Origin of the sequence: uncultured Dialister sp., from assembly GCF_900541605.1 — a bacterium.
GTDB lineage: Bacteria > Bacillota > Negativicutes > Veillonellales > Dialisteraceae > Dialister.
The window spans coordinates 1-18,825 of the sequence record NZ_UQKJ01000027.1 but is presented as its reverse complement, the minus strand read 5'-3'; the positions used below and the strand labels follow the sequence as shown (position 1 = coordinate 18,825).

Genomic DNA, 18,825 nt, shown 5'->3' with positions numbered 1-18,825 from the left:
CCCGCCAGTCATTCGTGCCGTAGGCTGTAGAGCTTTCCTAGTAGCTAGAGGCTAGCAGCTAGAAGCTCCGCACGAATGACTCTATCCATCAGCACTTCTTCAGCAGCTCGACAAACCGCAATTGGCTGGTTCAGTTTATCTCTTTGCCAGCTCCGGAAAAGGAATGAAAGGCTCCGGATGGACAGGCCTTTGTCCTATGAGCTTTTCCATCCATATTACGTCAAACCAGCGGCCGAACTTGTATCCGCATTGGGTGAAACGGGCCACTGTCCGGAATCCGAGCGCCCTGTGGAAGAGAGGACTTGTTGAGGGAACGTAAGGATCACCCTTTTCAGCCAAGGTGATACAGGCTTCCAGATTGTATACGCCCTGGGAAAGCAGAATTTCTTCCAGATGGCGGTACAGTGCTTTTCCGATGCCCTGTCCCCGGCTGTCCTGTGAAAGGTAGATGGACAGCTCTGCGCTATGCTGGTAGGCGGCTCTTGGATGAAAAGGCCCCGCATAGGCATAGCCTGTGGGAATGCCATTTCTTTCCGCTACCAGGTAGGGGTACTTTTCAAGGATACTTTCGATGCGCTTTCGGAATTCAGGAAGCGCCGGCACATCGTATTCAAAGGTAATGGCCGTATCCCTCACGTAGGGAGCATAGATGGCAAGAAGGGCCTCCGCATCGTTTGGGGTGGCCAGGCGGATGACCGGTTCCTGTTTAATGGCTGCTTCCATTTCTTTTCTCTGCTTTCTCCATGAACCGGCGGCTATCCACCAGGAAACGGTCGTGGTCCGCTTCCCCGATGTCCCCGTTTTCATCGGCAGCGGTGATGTGGAAGGAAATCTTCTTCCCCTTTACCTCTGTCACCGTGGCGGTGGCTGTTATGGTATGCCCCGGCAAGGTAGGAGCTTTGTGCATGAGATTCATGGATCCACCTACGGTGGTTTCTTCCTCCTTCAGGAATGGGGCAAGGGCCTTGCAGGCCGCCTCTTCCATGACCGCAGAGAGAACCGGCGTAGCCAGTACCGGCAGGGAGCCACTCCTTACAACGGTAGCGGTTTCCTTCTCTGTGACCACGTGTGAAATCTGTGCAGTAATTCCTTTGATAATCATGATCATTCCTCCTTGGACTATGCTTTGCAGTTTCATTGTAGCATATCGGCGGGAGGATGGATTGGTCAGAAGGAAAACGACTGCCAATTTCAGTTTATCGAGCTGTTAGGGCAATGCTTACGGATAGAGTCATTCGTGCGGGGGCTTCTAGCTGCCAGCTCCTAGCTTCTAGGAAAGCTGGTCAGCCTACGGCACGAATGACTGGCGGAAACAACAGATGGAAAGCGCCGCAGGCGAATCAGTTTTCCTAGAAGCTGGCAGCCAGAAGCTGGAAGCTCCATGCGAATGGCTCTACCCATCTGCACCGAACACATCAGCTCGACAAACCGCAATAGTCCTTCCTGTCAGCCACCGAAAGCGGGCAGTGATAAACATAGTAATAAATATGTTATAATATAGGGAATTCTTTTAGAATTTAAAGTTTTCAACCTGATAGAGGTGCTGTATGGAAGATAAGGAAAAAGAACCCGACACGAACCGGAAAAAGGAATTTTCTTCCCTCCCAGGAGAGAAGAAAAAGTTCTATTCCCTGGTGGCCCTGGTACTTGTGATGATTGCCCTTGTCCTGGGAGGGGTATATTTCTATAGCTTTGACCGGGTAGCTCTTCATGGGACTGCTTCCGTAGACGTGCCAAGGAATGCTACAGGCCGGGATATTGCGGATACCCTGGAAAAGAAAGGGGTCATCCGCAGTGCCGGACTGTTTCGGCTCTATACCCGAGTCCTGGGAAACGGGAAAAATCTCCAAAGCGGTACGTACAAGATGAAGCAGGGACTCACAGTGAAAGAGGCCATGGCCAAACTGCAGTCCGGAGAAACGGAGTCCGCCTTTGTGACGGTGCCAGAGGGTTACACGGTTCACCAGATTGCCGAACTTCTGAAGCAGACGGATATAGTGGGGGCTGGGGATTTTGAGAAAGAAGCCGCTGCCTATGGTCCTCTGAAATACCAGTACGGTCCGGTGGCGGCACCGGTGAAGGGGGAAGGATTCCTCTTTGCAGACACCTATAATATTCCGAAGGAATACACGGCCCGCCAGATCTGCGATATGATGTATAAGCGGACTGATGACATGCTGACCCCGGACATCCGGAAACGGGCGGCGGAAAAGCACATGACTCTCCATGACCTCCTGACACTGGCGTCCATGGTGGAACGGGAAGCCCGGTTCAAGGAAGATCAGGTTCCCATTGCTTCGGTCATGTTGAAACGGCTGCAGCTGGGTATGCCTCTCCAGATCGATGCCACCATCCAGTATGCATTGGGCAGCCAGAAGGAAGAACTCACCCTGGCGGATATCCGCATCGATTCTCCCTATAATACCTATACCCATAAAGGCCTCCCGCCGGGTCCCATCGGAAGCCCCGGCATGGATGCCATCCTGGCCGTGCTGGATGCAGAGCCGGGAGAGTACCTCTATTATGTAGCCCAGCCCGACGGGCACCATGTATTCACGAAAACATACGAAGAACACCAGGCGGAGACAGCGAATATCTATGGACAATGATTGGCATATTTTGAAAACAGAACTGGAAATGCTGGCAGAGAAAGACCATGTACCTATCCTGCGGGAAGCAGAAAGAAATCTGCTCCTCGCAGCAGCTGCCGAAGTAAATCCTCGAAAAATCCTGGAAATCGGGACAGCCATCGGCTATTCCGCTCTTCTCCTGGGAAAAAAGTTTCCCAAGGCAGAAATCGACACGGTGGAAGTGGATGAAACCCGCCATGCCGTTGCCGAAAAGACCATGGAGAGGGCCGGCATGGCAAACCGTATTCACTGTCATCTGGGGGATGCCTCCTTTGTGATACCGACGCTCCAGGGACCCTATGATTTCGTATTTCTCGATGGGCCCAAGGGACAGTATCTTCGGGAACTTAAGGCCATAGAGCCTCTCCTTTCTGAAAAAGCGGTGATTGCCGCGGACAATGTCCTTTTCCGGGGACTGGTCAGGGCAAAAGGTCCGGTTCCCCACCGTTACCGGACACTGGTAATCCGGCTCCGGGAGTACATGGACTATGTCACAGCAAACTATAAGACCGTCATTCACGAAGAAGGGGATGGAATGGCAATAAGCGTGAAAATTAGGAATTAGGATTTAGAAATTAGGAATGAAGGTGGCGGCGCACAAATCATATAGCGCCGCAGTCTTAGAGAATTTGGCAAAAATTATAAAATGGTTGATAATCTTCATCGTGCGTTCTATGGGGAGGGCCTATGACCCGTGAAAATATGATTGTAAAAAAGAGCAAATGCTTTGCTGTCCATATTATGCAATTGGTGCAGATGCTGACCGATCAGAAACGTCCCTTTTTTATTGTCCAGCAGGTTGGTCGTTCCGGGACGAGCATTGGGGCAAACATCATTGAAGCGGAACATGCCATCAGCAAGAAAGATTTTCTCCTTAAAATGTACATATCTTATAAGGAATGCAATGAAACCCTTTACTGGCTGGAACTGCTGTCAGAAGTCGGATATATATCGAAGGAACAGTATGGTATGATGAAGGAAGAATGCATGGAAATTTAGCGCATCCTTGCCTCCATCACCAAAACAACAAGAAAGAATCTTCAGCCCTGATCAGAAACATACTTGCTTTACGAACAGTGAATGGAGGTATAAATTCAATAGCGATCTGTGCCACCGCATAACCTGATGCGGCACACAACTATTCCTCATTCCTGATTCATTGTGAAATAAGTCTCTATAGTACACAAGGGGAAAACAATCAAAGCCTTGTGCCGTTACCTGATTTGACACGGCACATCAACATTTCTCATTCCTGATTCATTGTGGAACAAGTCTCTATGGTACAAAAGAGGAAAAATGATCAAAACTTTGTGCCGCTATCTAATCTGACGCGGCACACCATCATTCCTCATTCCTAATTCCTCATTCCTAATTAATCATCTGTCTTTATTTTACAAAAGGATAACATATTTATATGACTCAAAAACTCGAGCTTCTCGCTCCGGCGGGGACGATGGAAAAGATGAAAATGGCCCTGCTCTACGGGGCAGATGCGGTATACCTGGCGGGGAAAGGCTTCGGCCTTCGAGCTTACGGCGGGAATTTCAGCCGGGAGGAAATGGAAGAGGCCGTGAAGTATGCCCATAACCTGGGGAAGAAGGTCTACGTCACAGTGAATATCATTCCCAGAAACGAGGACCTGGCAGGAATGGATGAGTACCTGAAATTCCTGCAGGATATCCATGTGGATGCGGCCCTCATTTCGGACCTCGGCGTCTTTTCCCTCTGCCGGGAAGTGGCACCGAATCTTCCTATCCACGTGTCCACCCAGGCCAGTTCCGCCAACTGGCGGACTGTGAAGGTATGGAAAGACCTGGGCGCCTCCCGGGTGGTCCTTGCCCGGGAAGTGTCGGTCAAAGAAATGGCGGATATTCGGAAAAAAGTGGATATTGAGCTGGAAGTATTCGGCCACGGAGCCATGTGCATTTCCTGGTCCGGCCGCTGCCTCCTGTCCAATTTCTTTACCAACGGCCGACGCCAGTCGAACCGGGGCGAATGTATCCAAGCCTGCCGGTTCCGTTACTCGGTGATGGAAGAATCCCGACCCGGGCAGTACTGGCCGGTGGAGGAAGATGATCATGGCACCTATATTTTCAACAGCAAGGATCTCTGCATGATCGATCATATCCCCGAACTCATCGAGGGCGGCGCTTCTTCCCTGAAAATCGAAGGCCGCATGAAGAGCGTATACTATGTGGCAGCGGTGACGGCAGCTTATCGGAAGGCTATCGACGCCTATTATGCGGAAGGCGGGGCGTACCGGGTGCGGCTGGAATGGCGGGAGGAACTGGAAAAAGTATCCCACCGTCCCTATACTACGGCCTTTGCTTTCCAGAATCCTGACCACAGCGCCCAGGAATATGTGAAGTCCCAACCCGAGCAGCCCTATGATTTCGTGGGACTCATTCTGGCGGAGGACCAAAGGAACCATACCAATCGGGTGCAGCAGAGGAACCATTTCCGGGTGGGAGAAATTCTGGAATATCTGACACCGAAGGGACAGGTGGGCCTTATAAAAGTAGAAGGACTGGTAAACGGAGACGGGGAAGCTGTGGAAAAAGCGCCCCATCCCCTGGAAGAACTGACCCTGAAGGGGGATGTGCTTCTGCCGGCATTTACGATTTTGAGGAGGAGAGCCGGAAATGGAAAATGAAGATACAAGGGTTTATATCGAAATCCCGCCGTCCGAGGTGAATTATGTGAACCGCATCATCGAGGGCTACGAATATCTGGGTGTCCTCACCACCCTGGATGCGAAGCGGGCCACCTGCCAGATCAATTCCACCGCCGATACCAGGGACATCGTCATTGATGTATTGACCCACCTGCCGGACGTGAAGGTGAAAATCCTGTCGAACCGGGAGGAAGCACTGCGGGACCTGAAAAAGTAAAAGAAATGTTTCTGGGAAAGAGGTCTTTCAATTGGAAAATGTAAGGATTGTCCTGGAATATTTACGGGAATGTGAAGTATTTTATATGGCCACGGAAGACGGTACCCAGCCCCGGGTACGGCCCATGAGCGGCGTCTGCGTGACAGAGGGGAAGCTCTGCTTTTTTATGAGCCGGGATTCAGATTTATACCATGAAGTCATGGTGAACCGGAGAGTGGAAATCAGTGCCCGCCATCCGGATAAGTCCTGGATTTCCATCCGGGGCTGGCTGAAAGAAGAAACATCACCGGAAACCAGGGACACCATGAGGAAAGCCTGCAAAGATGATATCGAAGACATGGGCCTCATCGGGGACAGGGATATGGTAGTCTTTTCCCTGGAAGGAGGTACCGTGCGTATCGAAGACAGGAATGATGGCAGGGAAAAGGATATGGAACTGTAAAAATAGCTTCCCTATGCAGGATGTTTTTCTGTCGTTTACCATCACTTCGTGCTATAATAGACAATCAAAGACATTGTCTTGACAATAAAAACATAAGGGGGATATTGGGATATTATGGCTTCCAATGGATTGATTACAGATTTATACCAGCTTACAATGACCAATGCTCTTTTCAAGAAGGGCATGCATGAACGGAAAGTTGTTTTTGATCGTTTTTACCGGCAGAATCCTTTTAATGGGGGATATACGGTGGTGGCCGGGCTCTCCCACCTGGTGGATTTCGTGAAGAATTTCACCTATAGCCCCGAAGACATCGAATATCTCCGGAGCCTTCATATTTTTTATCCGGAATTTCTGGATTACCTTTCCCATTTTCACTTTACCGGCAATATTTACGCCATGCCTGAAGGGACTGTAGCTTTCCCGGGAGAACTGCTTCTCCGCTTCGAAGGGACCACTACAGAAGCTATGCTGCTGGAGACGGGACTTTCCATGATCATGAACCATGAAAGCCTTATCGCCACCAAGTGCCGCCGGGTGCGGACCGTGGCGCCCCATGACGCGCTCATGGAATTCGGCCTGCGCCGGGCCCAGGGCCATTCTGCCGGCCTATGGGGAGCTCGGGCGTCCATGATCGGTGGTTTCAATGGCACCTCCAATGTGGAAGCCGGTAAGCTCTTCGGCATCCCCGTACTGGGCACCATGGCCCACAGCTGGGTCATGAGCTTTGACACGGAACTGGAAGCCTTCGAAGAATATGTGAAACAGTACCATGATAACCTGATTCTACTGGCGGATACCTATAATGTACTGGAGCTGGGAGTACCTCATGCCATCCAGGTGTTCAAGGAACTGAAGGCCAAGGGACAGCTGCCGAAGAAATACGGTATCCGTATCGACAGCGGGGATCTGGGATATCTGTCCCAGGAGGCAAGCCGAATGTTCCGGGAAGCGGGATTCCCGGATGCCATTATTTCTGGCTCCAATGACCTGGATGAATACATTATCCAGTCCCTGAAGGAACAGGGCTGCACCGTCACCAGCTGGGGTGTGGGAACCAAGATCATTACCGCCGATGGCACCTCTGCCCTGGGTGGTGTCTTCAAAATGAGCGCCCGGGAAAAGGGAGACTCCTTCGAACCGGTGATGAAGATTTCCAATGATGTGAGCAAGATGACAAACCCCGGTATCAAAGGGGTCCGCCGGTTCTATAAAAAGGGCACCGGCAAAATGATTACGGATCTGGTCTGTCTGAATGATGAGCCTTTCCCGGACGGTGGAGATTTCACGCTTGTCACGGAATCCGCTAAATGGAGGAAGAAGGAACTGAAGGCAGGAACCTATACCTGCGTGGATATGCTGCAGCCCGTCATGATTGGTGGGAAGGCTGTGAAACTTCCGACCCTTCCTGAAATTATTGACTACGCTAACCGGCAGATGAAGACCCTGTGGCCGGAATATACGAGGCTGGTCAATCCAAATGTTATGGAGATCAATCTGTCCGATAAACTGCAGGATTTGAAGAGCCATATTATTGAAGAAGACCTGAAAAAGAAATAATCAAAAGGAGCCTGTGAGCAGTTTCACAGGCTCCTTTCTGATTTCAGGATACCATTCATTTTCAGGATAAAAGAACACCGGTCAGCTCTTTGACCGAGGAAACAATACAGTCTGCACCGGCTGCTTCGAGTTCCTTTCGGGAACCGTAGCCATAGGTACAGCCGATGGAGGGCAGGTGGTTCTCTTTGGCTCCGTCTATGTCATAGGATGTATCCCCAATCATCACGGTGTGCTGCCACAGGTCATTATGGGCATATCCTTTTTCTTCCAATTTTCCCATAGCTTTTCGGATGATACGGGCTTTCTGGCTGATAACAGCCCGCTTTTTCAGTTCGTCTCCTATATCGCTGCCGCAGATGACGGAGAAGAAGGGGGCAAATCCGAAATGGCCGATGATTTCTTTCACAAAAGGTTCCGGTTTACTGGATGCTACGGCCAGGATGTGTCCTGATTCCACTGCACTGGGGAGGAGCATATCCAGACCGGGATAGGGACGGCAGTCAAAGATTCCCTTTGTTTCATAGAGTTCCCGGAATTTTGTGACCGCTGTGACGATGTCCTTATCGGACATGTGGTAGAGTTTTTTCATCTGTACATTCAGGGGCGGCCCGATAAAGGTACTCAATCTTTCCTTGTCTGTTTCGTGGATACCCACGGCATCCAGTCCATACTGTACGGCTTTGATGATCCCTGGGGCAGATTCAGAAATGGTGCCGTCCAGGTCGAAGAGAAAGTATTTGTAATGGTTCATGCTGTTCCTTTCATTCAATGGCAGATTGTAGAGCTGTTGGTGTTGTATTTAGCGTGCTGACAGGTAGAGCCGCAAGCCTTGCGCAGTGAAGTGACCTTGGGCCTTGAGTTGGACAGCCGTTTCGCAGTGAATCTGCATGTTGCTGAATAGAGTCATTCGTGCGGGGGGGCAGCTGTTAGCCGCCGGGGAAGCGCTGATTATTTCTGATTCTGCGAAATAATCAGCGCTTCCTTAACTCTATTCGTTAGCGACGAATCCAATGGCTCGACATACTGAAATTGGCGGTGCTCTGTATCCGGGCACCGCCAATTTTTATTTTGCTCCCTGCAGGATTTCCTTCAGGTACTGGTTTGTCTCTTTTTTTTCATCAAGGTTATCCAAAAGGATATCCACGTACCGTTCTATGGTTTCCTCGTCGGTGTAGCCGGATATGAAAGAGTTACTCCAATTACTTTCCAGAATAATTGGAAATTCTACGGCCGAGAAGATTTGCATGGCCTTCAGTTCCAGATCCTTTTCATCGGTGTAGCCGGTGATTTCTGCAATATTTCGAATGACTTTCTCCCAGCACTGACTATGGAGGAGAGAAAGGTAAATGAAATAAGTATCTTTTGCTTCTTCACTGGAAGGATTGGAAATAGATCGGAACAGGGCCGGATACTGACGGGACAGGTGAAAGTAGGAAAGGATATATTTCTTCATCCGTTCCCTGGCGCTGTAACGGGGATCATCGAGATAGGCTACGATGTTTTCCAGGTTTCCCATCATATACTCTAACGCACAGCCGATGAGTTCTTCTTTGGAGCCGAAGTAATAGCGTACAGACGCAATATTCACGCCAGCCTCTTTAGCAATGGTTCGAACCGTTGCTTTTTTGAAACCCTGCTGCTGTAAGATACGGACGGTGGTAGCAATCATTTTATCCCGTACTTTTTCACCTTTATCGGTCAGTTTTTTTGCGCTCATAATGTGGTGCCCTTTCTAATGCTCATGGTTTTCCTGATAAACGACATATCTTCTGGCGCTTCCGCTTTCTCTGTAAGTGCATTCATCATCAGCTTCAGGCGATTGGCCTGGTTTACTTCGCTGGCGCTGGCATCGCAGTCAAGTGCCAGGAAGACCGCCTCCGGATAAGCAGAATGGAGTTTATGAATCATTCCTTCTCCGGTAATGTGGTTCGGCAGGCAGGCAAAGGGCTGCAGGCATACAACGCCTCGGCATTCATGGTAGAGAAGATCAATCATATCAGCCGTGAGGAACCATCCTTCTCCGGCCCGGTTACCCAGAGACAGATATTGGGATGCCCGTTTGGCCAGCTTATCGATGGGGGTGATTTCATGGAACCGTTTAGAGTTCTTCAGTGCTTTCTCCAGAGGCTTCCTGTACCATTCGATGAGGTAACGGGTGAAGGTCCCCTTCAGGTCATCCTTGAAGCTGCCATCCATTTCTTTGTGCTGGAAGTGGCTGTCCAGGGATCCGTACAGGAAGAAGTCCAGCATGCCGCTTGTTTCTGCTTCCCCGCCATTGGCTTCGATGGCGTGAACGATATCATTGCTTGCAATGGGGCTGAATTTGACGTAAATTTCTCCGACAATGCCGATTCGAGGACGCCGCGGTGTATCTGCCAGGGGCAGGCGGTCAAAATCTTTGATGATGCCGGAAATATTCTTCTTGTATTCGTGGTAAGATTCACCGTTCAGGATAGCCTCAGCCGCTTTCTTTTGCCACTGCCGGTAGAGAGTCTCTGCGCTGCCCGGTTCTTTTTCGTAGGGGCGGGTACGGTAGAGACATTGCTGCAGGGCATCGCCGTAGACCACGGCCTGGATCAGCTTGATACCAAGCCCCGGGGTCAGCTTGAATCCCGGCTGCGGTTCGAAACCGTGGGTATTCAGGGAAATTACAGGAATCTGGGAGAGGCCTTCCGCATCCAGAGCCTTATGGATGAAGCCGATGTAGTTCGATGCCCGGCACATGCCGCCGGTCTGGGACATCATGAGGGCCGTTTTGTTCAGGTCGTACTCCCCGGACTTCAGGGCCCGCATGAGAGAACCGATGGTGATAATGGCCGGATAGCAGGCATCGTTATTGACACAGGACAGACCTTCATCGATATCTGCCCGTACCAGTGGTAGAACTTTGACTTTGTATCCGCCGCTTTTGGCCGCTGCTTCAATCAGCGGGAAATGAATCGGGGACATTTCCGGTACCAGGATGGTGAAATCCTTTTTCATGTCTTCCGTGAATTCAGCTTTCGGATAGAGGATGGGAGCGGCTTTCGTATTTTCTTCTACCCGTTCCTGAATGGCTGATTTGAGTGAACGCAGACGGATACGGACAGCACCGAGATTCAGGCTCTGGTCAATCTTCAGGCAGGTGTAGAGGCGGCCTCTCTTGTTCATGATTTCCTGGACCTGGTCGGTAACCACGGCGTCCAGACCACAACCGAAGGAGTTGAGTTCCACCAGCTCCAGATTGGCGTGGCGGGTAACATAGTCCGCTGCCCTGTAGAGGCGGCTGTGCCAGGTCCACTGGTTCATAACCCGGAGATTTGGGAATTCACCACCCACCATGGATACACCGTCTTCGGAAAGGACGGCCATGCCAAGCTGGTTGATGAGATCTGGAATGGAGTGGTTCACCGTGGGGTCTACATGGTAGGGACGGCCTGCCAGGACGATACCGATAAGATGTTTATCATTAATTTCTTTCAGAATCCGTTTCGTTTCCTGCTTGAGCTCTTCCATGTACTTCTTTTCTGCAGCCCGGCCTGCAAGGACGGCGGCTTCGATTTCACTTCCGGAAATCTTGAAGGGCTTGAAGAATTTCTTCAGCCTTCCCACAACGGCATCGGAGTGAAGGGGCAGGAAGGGGTGGTAGAACTTGGCATGGTACTTTGAGAGGACTTCGTCCATATTGGCCTGAATATTTTCAGGATAAGAAGCTACCATTGGGCAGTTGTAGCTGTTCGTACTCCCTTCATCAGGACCTTTATCGATACAGGGGTACCAGATGAAGTCGGGATGGTGTTTTGCCAGGTCATAAACATGGGCATGGGCCAGTTTGGCCGGGAAGCATTCAGAGTAGGATGGAATGGTTTCCATGGCTTCCGTTGGAATATCACGGACCTGTTCCCCGGAAAGGAGAACCCGGTATCCCAGCTTTGAGAAGAAAGCATGCCAGAAGGGATAATCTTCGTACATGTTCAGGGTACGGGGAATGCCTACAGTGCCGCGGAAGGCCTGCTTCGGTGACAGTGGCCGACGATGCCAGATTTTATCGTATTTCCAGCGGTAAATGTTCGGGAGCAGGGAATGGGGGGCACTCTTGCCGGTGAGCATGATGGCGGCTCCCCGTTCGCAGCGGTTGCCGGATACAAAAGCCCGGCCGTCGTTGAAACGGGTGATGGTGATCATGCAATGGTTACCGCAGCCCGGGCACCGTTTCATTTCATTGGTATAGGAAAGGGACTTCAGTTCTTCCGGAGTGACCAGGGACGATACATGGCCTTCGGGGCAGGAGTCTTTTGTGATGAGTGCAATACCGTAGGCTCCCATGAGGCCTGCCACATCGGGACGGATTACATGGCAGCCCAGAAGCTTTTCCAAAGCTCGAAGCACGGCATCATTATAGAATGTGCCACCCTGGACGACCACTTTATTGCCCAGGTCTTCAGCCCGGCGAAGGCGGATGACCTTATACAGGGCATTTTTGATGACGGAGTAAGAAAGGCCGGCGGAAATATCAGCCACAGAGACTCCATTCTTCTGTGCTTCCCGGACACGGGAGTTCATGAAGACTGTGCACCGGGACCCCAGATCTACCGGGTGAGGTGCTTTCAGTGCAATCTGGGAAAACGTTTCGATATCCATACCCAGGGACTGGGCGAAGGTGTCGAGGAAAGAACCACAGCCGGAGGAGCAGGCTTCATTCAGGAGAATGTCATCCACAGCTCCGTCCCTGATGCGGCAGCACTTCATGTCCTGCCCGCCGATATCCAGAATAGTGGTCACATCGGGAAGGAAATGTTTGGCGCCCCGATAATGGGCCATTGTTTCTACTTCCCCCACATCGGTCTGCAGGGCCCGCTTAATCAGTTCTTCACCGTAGCCGGTGACACCGGCACCGGCTATGGTCACACCTTCAGGGAGTTTCTCATAAAGGTCGGTGAGAATCTTCCTGGCTCCGGCCAGGGGCGTTCCCTTATTACTGCCATAGTAGTCATAGAGGATGCGGCCTTCTTTATCAAGCAGTACCGCTTTAATCGTGGTGGAACCGGCATCAATGCCGAGCCATACGGATCCACTGGCTTTGGAGATGTCTCCCCGGGGTGCATGGAAACGGCTGTGCCGTTCTTTGAATTCTTTATATTCCTCTTCATTAGCAAAGAGGGGAGGCAGGGTCTTCGATGTACCAAGGCTTACATCCTTTTCCTGTTCTACTTTGGCAAGCCAGCTGTCCAGGTCTATAGGCCGGTCATGACGGGCGGAGACGGCAGCGCCGATGGCCACGTACAGTTCCCCATGTGCCGGGACGATGGTGTCTTCATCGGAGAGTTCCAGGGTCTTCTGGAACCGTTCCCGAAGAACCGGCTGGAACGTGAGTGGACCGCCAAGAAAAGCCACTTTACCATGGACCGGACGGCCGCAGGTAAGGCCGGAAATAGTCTGGTTTACTACGGCCTGAAAAACGGAAAGGGCCACGTCTTCATGGGATACTCCTTCATTCAGGAGAGCCTGGATATCGGTCTTGGCAAAGACGCCGCACCGGGAAGCGATGGGGTAAATCTGCTTCGCCCGGGAAGCCAGCTCGCCAAGGCCTGCTGCGTCTACGGAGAGAAGGGATGCCATGCGGTCGATAAAAGCACCGGTGCCGCCGGCACAGGCGCCATTCATCCGCTGGTCCACACCATTTCGGAGATAGGTGATTTTTTCATCCTCCCCGCCCAGTTCAATGATTACATCCGTATCGGGATGGAATGTACGGATGGCCTTTGTTTCAGCCAGAATTTCCTGGCAGAACGGGAGACCCATCATTTTTGCGAGTCCCATACCGCCGCTGCCGGAAATGGATGCGGTAATACGATATCCCGAGAATTTTTCCTGCAGTTCTTTCAGCAGATGAATGGTGGCTGTCCGGATATCAGACATATGCCGCTGGTAACGGCCGAAAAGAAGTTTCAGGTACGGCGACAGGGCAGCCACTTTGACAGTGGTAGATCCCACATCGATTCCTACATGAATAACCGGTTTCATAAAACCCTCCTATCCCATGGCATGTCCATGAGTATGGAAAATGAATATACAGATTTTGTCCTGTTGTTTATAATCATATGATTGATTTGTTCGATTATATTTTAGCACTCTTCGATACATCCTACAATGCCAATACATTAAAACGTTCGTTTGAAATCATGCTTTTTATGCATGGTTTTGAGAAATTCATAGAAATTACATAGTATACGATGCTTTCGAGCGCTCATGAACAGGAGTATATTATGGTAATTCGCAGTATCAAAAACTTTATTCAGAATGTGCCGTCAGCAAAAGAGGAGAAAATCAATGGAATTCCATTGATTTTCTCCTCTTCCTGTTTATAGTTTTCGGGGCTTAATGATAGCTATGACTTCTTCCACTGTTTTACAGAACCGGATAGAGGACAGGTCTTCCCTGCCGGCAAATCCCCGGTACATCCAGTTGGCCATCAGCTCTTTCAAAGGGTCATAAATGCCATCGGGGTTCATGATAAGAATGGGAGGTCGATTTCCTGGAGTCCAATAAATCCGATAGTGGCTCAGGGTATCAGCCAGTTCTTCCAGTGTGCCTATACCGCCGGGAAGGACAAGAAAGGCATCTCCGGATTCCATGAGTCTCTTTTTTCGCGTTGTCATATCAGGCACTTCGATAAGTTCGGTCAATCCTCGGTGGGCCTGCTCTTTTTCTATAAAAACCTCCGGAATAATGCCTGTCACGTGTCCGCCTGCAGTCAGGGCAGCATCGGCAAGGATCCCCATAAGGCCGACTGTCCCACCGCCATAAATCAGGTGAAAGCCATTTTTTCCAAGTGCTTCACCAAGACGTCCGGCCAGGGCGGCGTAGGAAGGATTATTCCCTGCCCGGGAACCGCAGTACACAACGACGTTCTTATAAGCCATTTTCACATCTCCTTCGGGTGCATAAAAAACATACCTTAAATATTTTACCATGAATTCGGAAGGACTGAAGCCATCAATTCAGCTTAATTATAGAAACTGCCGCAGGGATAAAGGGACCGTACCCTATCTGCTGCTGCCATTCTGCCCGGGCAGTGAATTTACTTTCATTTGACAGTATCAGGAGTATCAGATTTACAGCAATGATACACGTGGATACGTGGTAAAAAAGTTGCGCATAAATACGGAGAAAAAAGAGTGTAAAAATGTTTGACATCCAGCAATGGTGATGGTATAATTCCAATGTTGCGTGGATTTAGTGTGCTGTAAAGCAGGTGAGACGAATGACGCTGGAAGATTTGAAGTCTACTGCCCATGTAGTAGGCATGAAGGAAACAGAACGGGCTATTGAAAAACAGGAAGCAGCCTGTGTATTTATTGCTTCTGACTGTGATGAAAGAATTGCCCGCCCTTTACTGGAAGCCTGCCAGTCGTCAGGGATTCCTGTGGAACAGGGATTCACGAAGAAAGAAATCGGCCGTGCCTGCGGCATCAAAGTGAAAGCTGCATCCGCTGCCATCCTTAAATCCCGGTAATATCTTCCGAAGCTCCGCTTCGGAGGATCAATTATAAATTTACCATTGAAGAAAGGAGGTGCCCATTTTGCCGACAATCAATCAGCTGGTTCGTAAAGGACGCCAGACTCTGGCTACCAAAGCGAAGACCCCGGCTCTGAAACAGTCTCCACAGAAACGTGGCGTCTGCACAAGAGTTTACACAGCTACCCCGAAGAAGCCAAACTCTGCTCTCCGTAAAGTAGCCCGTGTACGCCTGACCAACGGAATCGAAGTTTCTGCTTACATTCCTGGTGAAGGCCATAACCTGCAGGAACACTCCGTCGTCCTCATCAGAGGCGGCCGTGTTAAGGATCTTCCAGGTGTTCGTTACCACATTATCCGCGGCGCTCTCGATACCGTAGGTGTATCCGGACGTCAGCAGGGCCGTTCCAAATACGGCGCTAAGCGCGAAAAGAAATAATTCGAGATTATATGTAATGTGACTAACAAACAACGTTTTAAGGAGGAAATTAACAATGCCGAGAAAAGGTGCTGTTCCGAGACGTGACGTGCTGCCGGATCCCGTGTATGGAAATAAGACAGTAACCCGTTTCATCAACAAGGTTATGCTGGACGGCAAGAAGGGCGTCGCAGAATCTATCGTCTATGGCGCATTTGATATCTGCCACAGCAAGCTGAATAAAGAACCGATCGAAATTTTCGAACAGGCTCTCAATAATGTTATGCCGGTTGTTGAAGTTCGTGCCCGCCGTGTAGGCGGCGCCAACTATCAGGTGCCGGTAGAAGTCAGAGCAGACCGTCGTCTGACTCTGGGTATCCGCTGGATGGTCAACTATGCCCGTCAGCGCAGCGAACGTACTATGGAAGAACGTCTTGCAGGTGAACTGATGGACGCTTACAACAATACGGGCGCAGCAGTAAAGAAGAAAGAAGATACTCATAAAATGGCTGAAGCCAACAAGGCTTTTGCTCATTACCGCTGGTAATTTTAATAAGGAGAAAAAATCGTGGGCAGAGAATTTCCGCTTGAAAAAACAAGAAACATCGGCATCATGGCACACATTGATGCAGGTAAGACAACAACCACGGAACGTATCCTGTATTATACCGGTGTAAACCACAAGATCGGTGAAGTTCATGATGGCGCAGCTACCATGGACTGGATGGCTCAGGAACAGGAACGCGGTATTACCATTACATCTGCTGCTACCACCTGCCACTGGAAAGGCTATCGTGTCAACATCATTGATACCCCAGGGCATGTAGACTTCACAGTAGAAGTTGAACGTTCCCTGCGCGTACTGGATGGCTCCGTTGCCGTATTCAGTGCAAAAGATGGCGTTCAGACCCAGTCTGAAACCGTTTGGAGACAGGCAGACCACTACCATGTTCCCCGTATTGCATTCATCAACAAGATGGATACAGTTGGCGCAGATTTCCTGCATGCTGTAAAGACCATCGACACCCGTCTGCATGCCAAAGCTATCCCTATGCAGCTCCCAATCGGCAAGCAGGATACCTTCAAAGGTATCATCGACCTGCTGGAAAGAGAAGCTGAAATTTACGACAGCGACGATGGCAAACAGTATCATAAGGAACCTGTTTCCGATGATATGAAAGACATGGTCGAAGAATACCGTGAAAAGATCATCGAAGCCGCTTGCGACGGCGATGACGCACTGGCTGAAAAATACCTGGAAGGGGAAGAAATTTCCATCGACGAAATCAAAGCTTCCATCCGTAAACAGGTACTGGCATGCCAGCTGTTCCCCGTATTCTGCGGCTCTGCATACAAGAACAAAGGTATCCAGATGCTTCTGGATGCTGTCATTGACTATCTGCCATCTCCTCTGGATATTCCTCCTGTCAAGGGCACATCCCTGGACGGCGAAGAAGAAGAACGCCCGGTATCCGACAGCGCTCCGCTGGCAGCCCTGGCATTCAAGATCATGGCAGATCCCTTCGTAGGTAAACTGGCTTATTTCCGGGTTTACTCCGGCGAAATGCACCAGGGCACCTATGTCCTGAACTCCACAAAGGACAAAAAGGAACGTGTTGGCCGTATCCTCCTGATGCATGCCAACCACAGAAAGGAAATCGATGTAGCTTACACCGGCGATATCGCTGCAGCTGTAGGCTTCAAGGATGTTACCACCGGCGATACACTCTGTGACCCGGACCATCCGATTGTCCTTGAAAAAATGGAATTCCCGGATCCCGTTATCTCTGTTGCTGTTGAACCGAAGACCAAAGCTGACCAGGAAAAGATGGGCAACGCCCTCCAGAGACTGGCAGAAGAAGATCCGACATTCAAGGTACACACGGATCCTGAAACCAACCAGACCATTATTTCCGGTATGGGCGAACTCCACCTGGATATCATCGTCGATCGTATGAGACGTGAATTCAACGTGGACTGCACCGTAGGCAAACCGCAGGTTGCTTACCGTGAAACCATCCGCAAGTCTGTTGAATCTGAAGGTAAATTCATTCGTCAGACAGGTGGTCATGGTCAGTACGGCCACTGCTGGCTCCGTCTTGAACCGATGGAAGCAGGCAAGGGCTTTGAATTCGACAACGAAGTCGTGGGCGGCGTAATTCCGAAGGAATTCATCAACCCGATCCAGGCCGGTGTCGAAGCTGCCATGCAGGATGGCGTTGTTGCCGGATATCCGATGGTTGATATTAAAGTTACCGTATATGATGGGTCTTACCATGATGTCGACTCCTCTGAAATGGCCTTCAAAGTTGCAGGTTCCATGGCATTCAAAGATGGTGCCAAGAAAGCTGATCCTGTCCTCCTCGAACCATACATGAGCGTAGAAGTCGATGTTCCGGAAGACTACATGGGCGACGTTATCGGCGGCCTGAACTCCCGCCGTGGCCGTATTGAAGGTATGGAAACAGAAAACGGCGAATCCAGAATCAAAGGCTTCGTTCCACTGTCTGAAATGTTCGGCTATGCGACTGCTCTCCGCAGCTCCACACAGGGCCGTGGTACCTTCACCATGACATTCGATCATTACGAAGAAGTTCCGAAAGCAATCTCTCAGAAGATTACTGAAGAAAGACTTGGAAACAAATAATTTTTAAGGAGAAACAAAATGGCAAAAGCTCATTACGAAAGAACAAAGCCCCATGTTAACATCGGCACCATTGGCCATGTCGACCACGGCAAAACCACTCTGACCGCTGCTATCACCAAAGTACTGGCTGAAGAAGGCAAAGCAAACTTCCTCGACTACGCTTCCATCGATAAAGCTCCGGAAGAAAGAGCCCGCGGTATCACAATCAACACCTCCACTGTTGAATATGAAACCGAAACCCGCCACTATGCACACGTTGACTGCCCAGGGCATGCCGACTATGTAAAGAACATGATTACCGGTGCTGCTCAGATGGATGGTGCTATCCTCGTAGTATCTGCAGCTGATGGCCCGATGCCCCAGACCCGTGAACACATCCTCCTGGCTAAACAGGTCGGTGTTCCGGCAATCGTAGTATTCCTGAACAAAGCTGACCAGGTCGATGATCCTGAACTGATTGACCTCGTAGAAATGGAAATCAGAGATCTCCTCTCTTCCTATGACTACCCGGGCGATGAAGTACCGATTATCGTTGGCTCCGCTCTTGGCGCTCTTAATGGCAACAAGGAAGATGAACAGAAGATCCGCGATCTCATGAAGGCTGTCGACGAATACATCCCGACTCCTCAGCGTGATACCGATAAACCGTTCCTGATGCCTGTCGAAGACGTATTCACCATCACCGGCCGTGGCACCGTTGCTACCGGCAGAGTTGAACGTGGTACCGTCAAAGTAGGCG

The 18,825-nt window shown here is 50.4% G+C and carries 18 protein-coding genes; 12 read left to right on the top strand and 6 right to left on the bottom strand.

Annotated elements, in window-relative coordinates; translation table 11 throughout:
- Window positions 1-135 precede the first annotated feature (135 nt).
- Window positions 136-723, bottom strand: coding sequence for a GNAT family N-acetyltransferase (locus QZR21_RS03380; protein WP_296096346.1), 588 nt, complete (start codon window positions 721-723; stop codon window positions 136-138).
- Entirely contained in the window at window positions 707-1,102 is a 396-nt protein-coding gene (locus QZR21_RS03375; protein WP_296096347.1) for a thioesterase family protein, read from the bottom strand. The genes QZR21_RS03380 and QZR21_RS03375 overlap by 17 nt, the downstream gene beginning before the upstream one ends.
- 445 nt (window positions 1,103-1,547) lie before the next feature.
- Between QZR21_RS03375 and mltG the strand changes: the two genes are divergently transcribed.
- The 7 genes from mltG to QZR21_RS03340 all read left to right on the top strand — a co-directional run bounded on the left by mltG (window position 1,548) and on the right by QZR21_RS03340 (window position 7,523).
- A complete protein-coding gene (gene mltG, locus QZR21_RS03370; protein ID WP_296973763.1) occupies window positions 1,548-2,609 on the top strand; it encodes an endolytic transglycosylase MltG in 1,062 nt (353 codons plus the stop codon).
- On the top strand, window positions 2,599-3,195 hold the full coding sequence (locus QZR21_RS03365; protein ID WP_296096350.1) for an O-methyltransferase: 597 nt from the start codon (window positions 2,599-2,601) through the stop codon (window positions 3,193-3,195). Before mltG ends, QZR21_RS03365 begins: the two co-directional genes overlap by 11 nt.
- 122 nt (window positions 3,196-3,317) lie before the next feature.
- Window positions 3,318-3,629 carry a four helix bundle protein gene (locus QZR21_RS03360; protein WP_296096352.1) on the top strand — a complete coding sequence of 104 codons (312 nt, stop codon included), beginning with the start codon at window positions 3,318-3,320 and terminating at the stop codon, window positions 3,627-3,629.
- A 415-nt stretch (window positions 3,630-4,044) separates the two neighbouring features.
- Entirely contained in the window at window positions 4,045-5,283 is a 1,239-nt protein-coding gene (locus tag QZR21_RS03355; protein ID WP_296973759.1) for a U32 family peptidase, read from the top strand.
- A complete protein-coding gene (locus QZR21_RS03350) occupies window positions 5,273-5,521 on the top strand; it encodes a DUF4911 domain-containing protein (protein ID WP_296096357.1) in 249 nt (82 codons plus the stop codon). The genes QZR21_RS03355 and QZR21_RS03350 overlap by 11 nt, the downstream gene beginning before the upstream one ends.
- A 31-nt stretch (window positions 5,522-5,552) precedes the next feature.
- Window positions 5,553-5,963 carry a pyridoxamine 5'-phosphate oxidase family protein gene (locus tag QZR21_RS03345; protein WP_296096358.1) on the top strand — a complete coding sequence of 137 codons (411 nt, stop codon included), beginning with the start codon at window positions 5,553-5,555 and terminating at the stop codon, window positions 5,961-5,963.
- Between the two features lie 114 nt (window positions 5,964-6,077).
- A complete protein-coding gene (locus QZR21_RS03340; RefSeq protein WP_296096360.1) occupies window positions 6,078-7,523 on the top strand; it encodes a nicotinate phosphoribosyltransferase in 1,446 nt (481 codons plus the stop codon).
- 61 nt (window positions 7,524-7,584) lie between these two features.
- On the opposite strand, the gene QZR21_RS03335 is transcribed toward QZR21_RS03340, so the two are convergent.
- The 4 genes from QZR21_RS03335 to QZR21_RS03320 form a co-directional block, all read right to left on the bottom strand.
- Window positions 7,585-8,274 (bottom strand): HAD hydrolase-like protein, encoded by a 690-nt coding sequence (locus tag QZR21_RS03335; RefSeq protein ID WP_296096362.1) that lies wholly within the window; start codon window positions 8,272-8,274, stop codon window positions 7,585-7,587.
- Between the two features lie 312 nt (window positions 8,275-8,586).
- Window positions 8,587-9,240, bottom strand: coding sequence for a TetR/AcrR family transcriptional regulator (locus QZR21_RS03330; RefSeq protein WP_296973753.1), 654 nt, complete (start codon window positions 9,238-9,240; stop codon window positions 8,587-8,589).
- Window positions 9,237-13,526, bottom strand: coding sequence for an acyl-CoA dehydratase activase-related protein (locus QZR21_RS03325; protein ID WP_296973750.1), 4,290 nt, complete (start codon window positions 13,524-13,526; stop codon window positions 9,237-9,239). The genes QZR21_RS03330 and QZR21_RS03325 overlap by 4 nt, the downstream gene beginning before the upstream one ends.
- 338 nt (window positions 13,527-13,864) lie before the next feature.
- On the bottom strand, window positions 13,865-14,425 hold the full coding sequence (locus tag QZR21_RS03320) for a TIGR00730 family Rossman fold protein (RefSeq protein ID WP_296096368.1): 561 nt from the start codon (window positions 14,423-14,425) through the stop codon (window positions 13,865-13,867).
- A 341-nt stretch (window positions 14,426-14,766) separates the two neighbouring features.
- Between QZR21_RS03320 and QZR21_RS03315 the strand changes: the two genes are divergently transcribed.
- From QZR21_RS03315 to QZR21_RS03295, 5 genes are all read left to right on the top strand, one after another.
- Window positions 14,767-15,018, top strand: a complete 252-nt coding sequence (locus tag QZR21_RS03315) for a ribosomal L7Ae/L30e/S12e/Gadd45 family protein (protein WP_296096370.1) — start codon at window positions 14,767-14,769, stop codon at window positions 15,016-15,018.
- 67 nt (window positions 15,019-15,085) lie between these two features.
- Window positions 15,086-15,460 carry a 30S ribosomal protein S12 gene (gene rpsL, locus QZR21_RS03310; protein ID WP_008860286.1) on the top strand — a complete coding sequence of 125 codons (375 nt, stop codon included), beginning with the start codon at window positions 15,086-15,088 and terminating at the stop codon, window positions 15,458-15,460.
- Window positions 15,461-15,515: 55 nt separating this feature from the next.
- Complete coding sequence (rpsG, locus tag QZR21_RS03305) at window positions 15,516-15,986, top strand: 30S ribosomal protein S7 (protein WP_296096373.1); 471 nt, start codon at window positions 15,516-15,518, stop codon at window positions 15,984-15,986.
- Window positions 15,987-16,007: 21 nt separating this feature from the next.
- Window positions 16,008-18,086: an elongation factor G gene (fusA, locus tag QZR21_RS03300; RefSeq protein ID WP_296096376.1), complete on the top strand. Its 2,079-nt coding sequence runs from the start codon at window positions 16,008-16,010 to the stop codon at window positions 18,084-18,086.
- 18 nt (window positions 18,087-18,104) lie between these two features.
- Window positions 18,105-18,825: elongation factor Tu (locus tag QZR21_RS03295; protein ID WP_296973742.1), on the top strand; the 721-nt coding region annotated here is incomplete at its 3' end.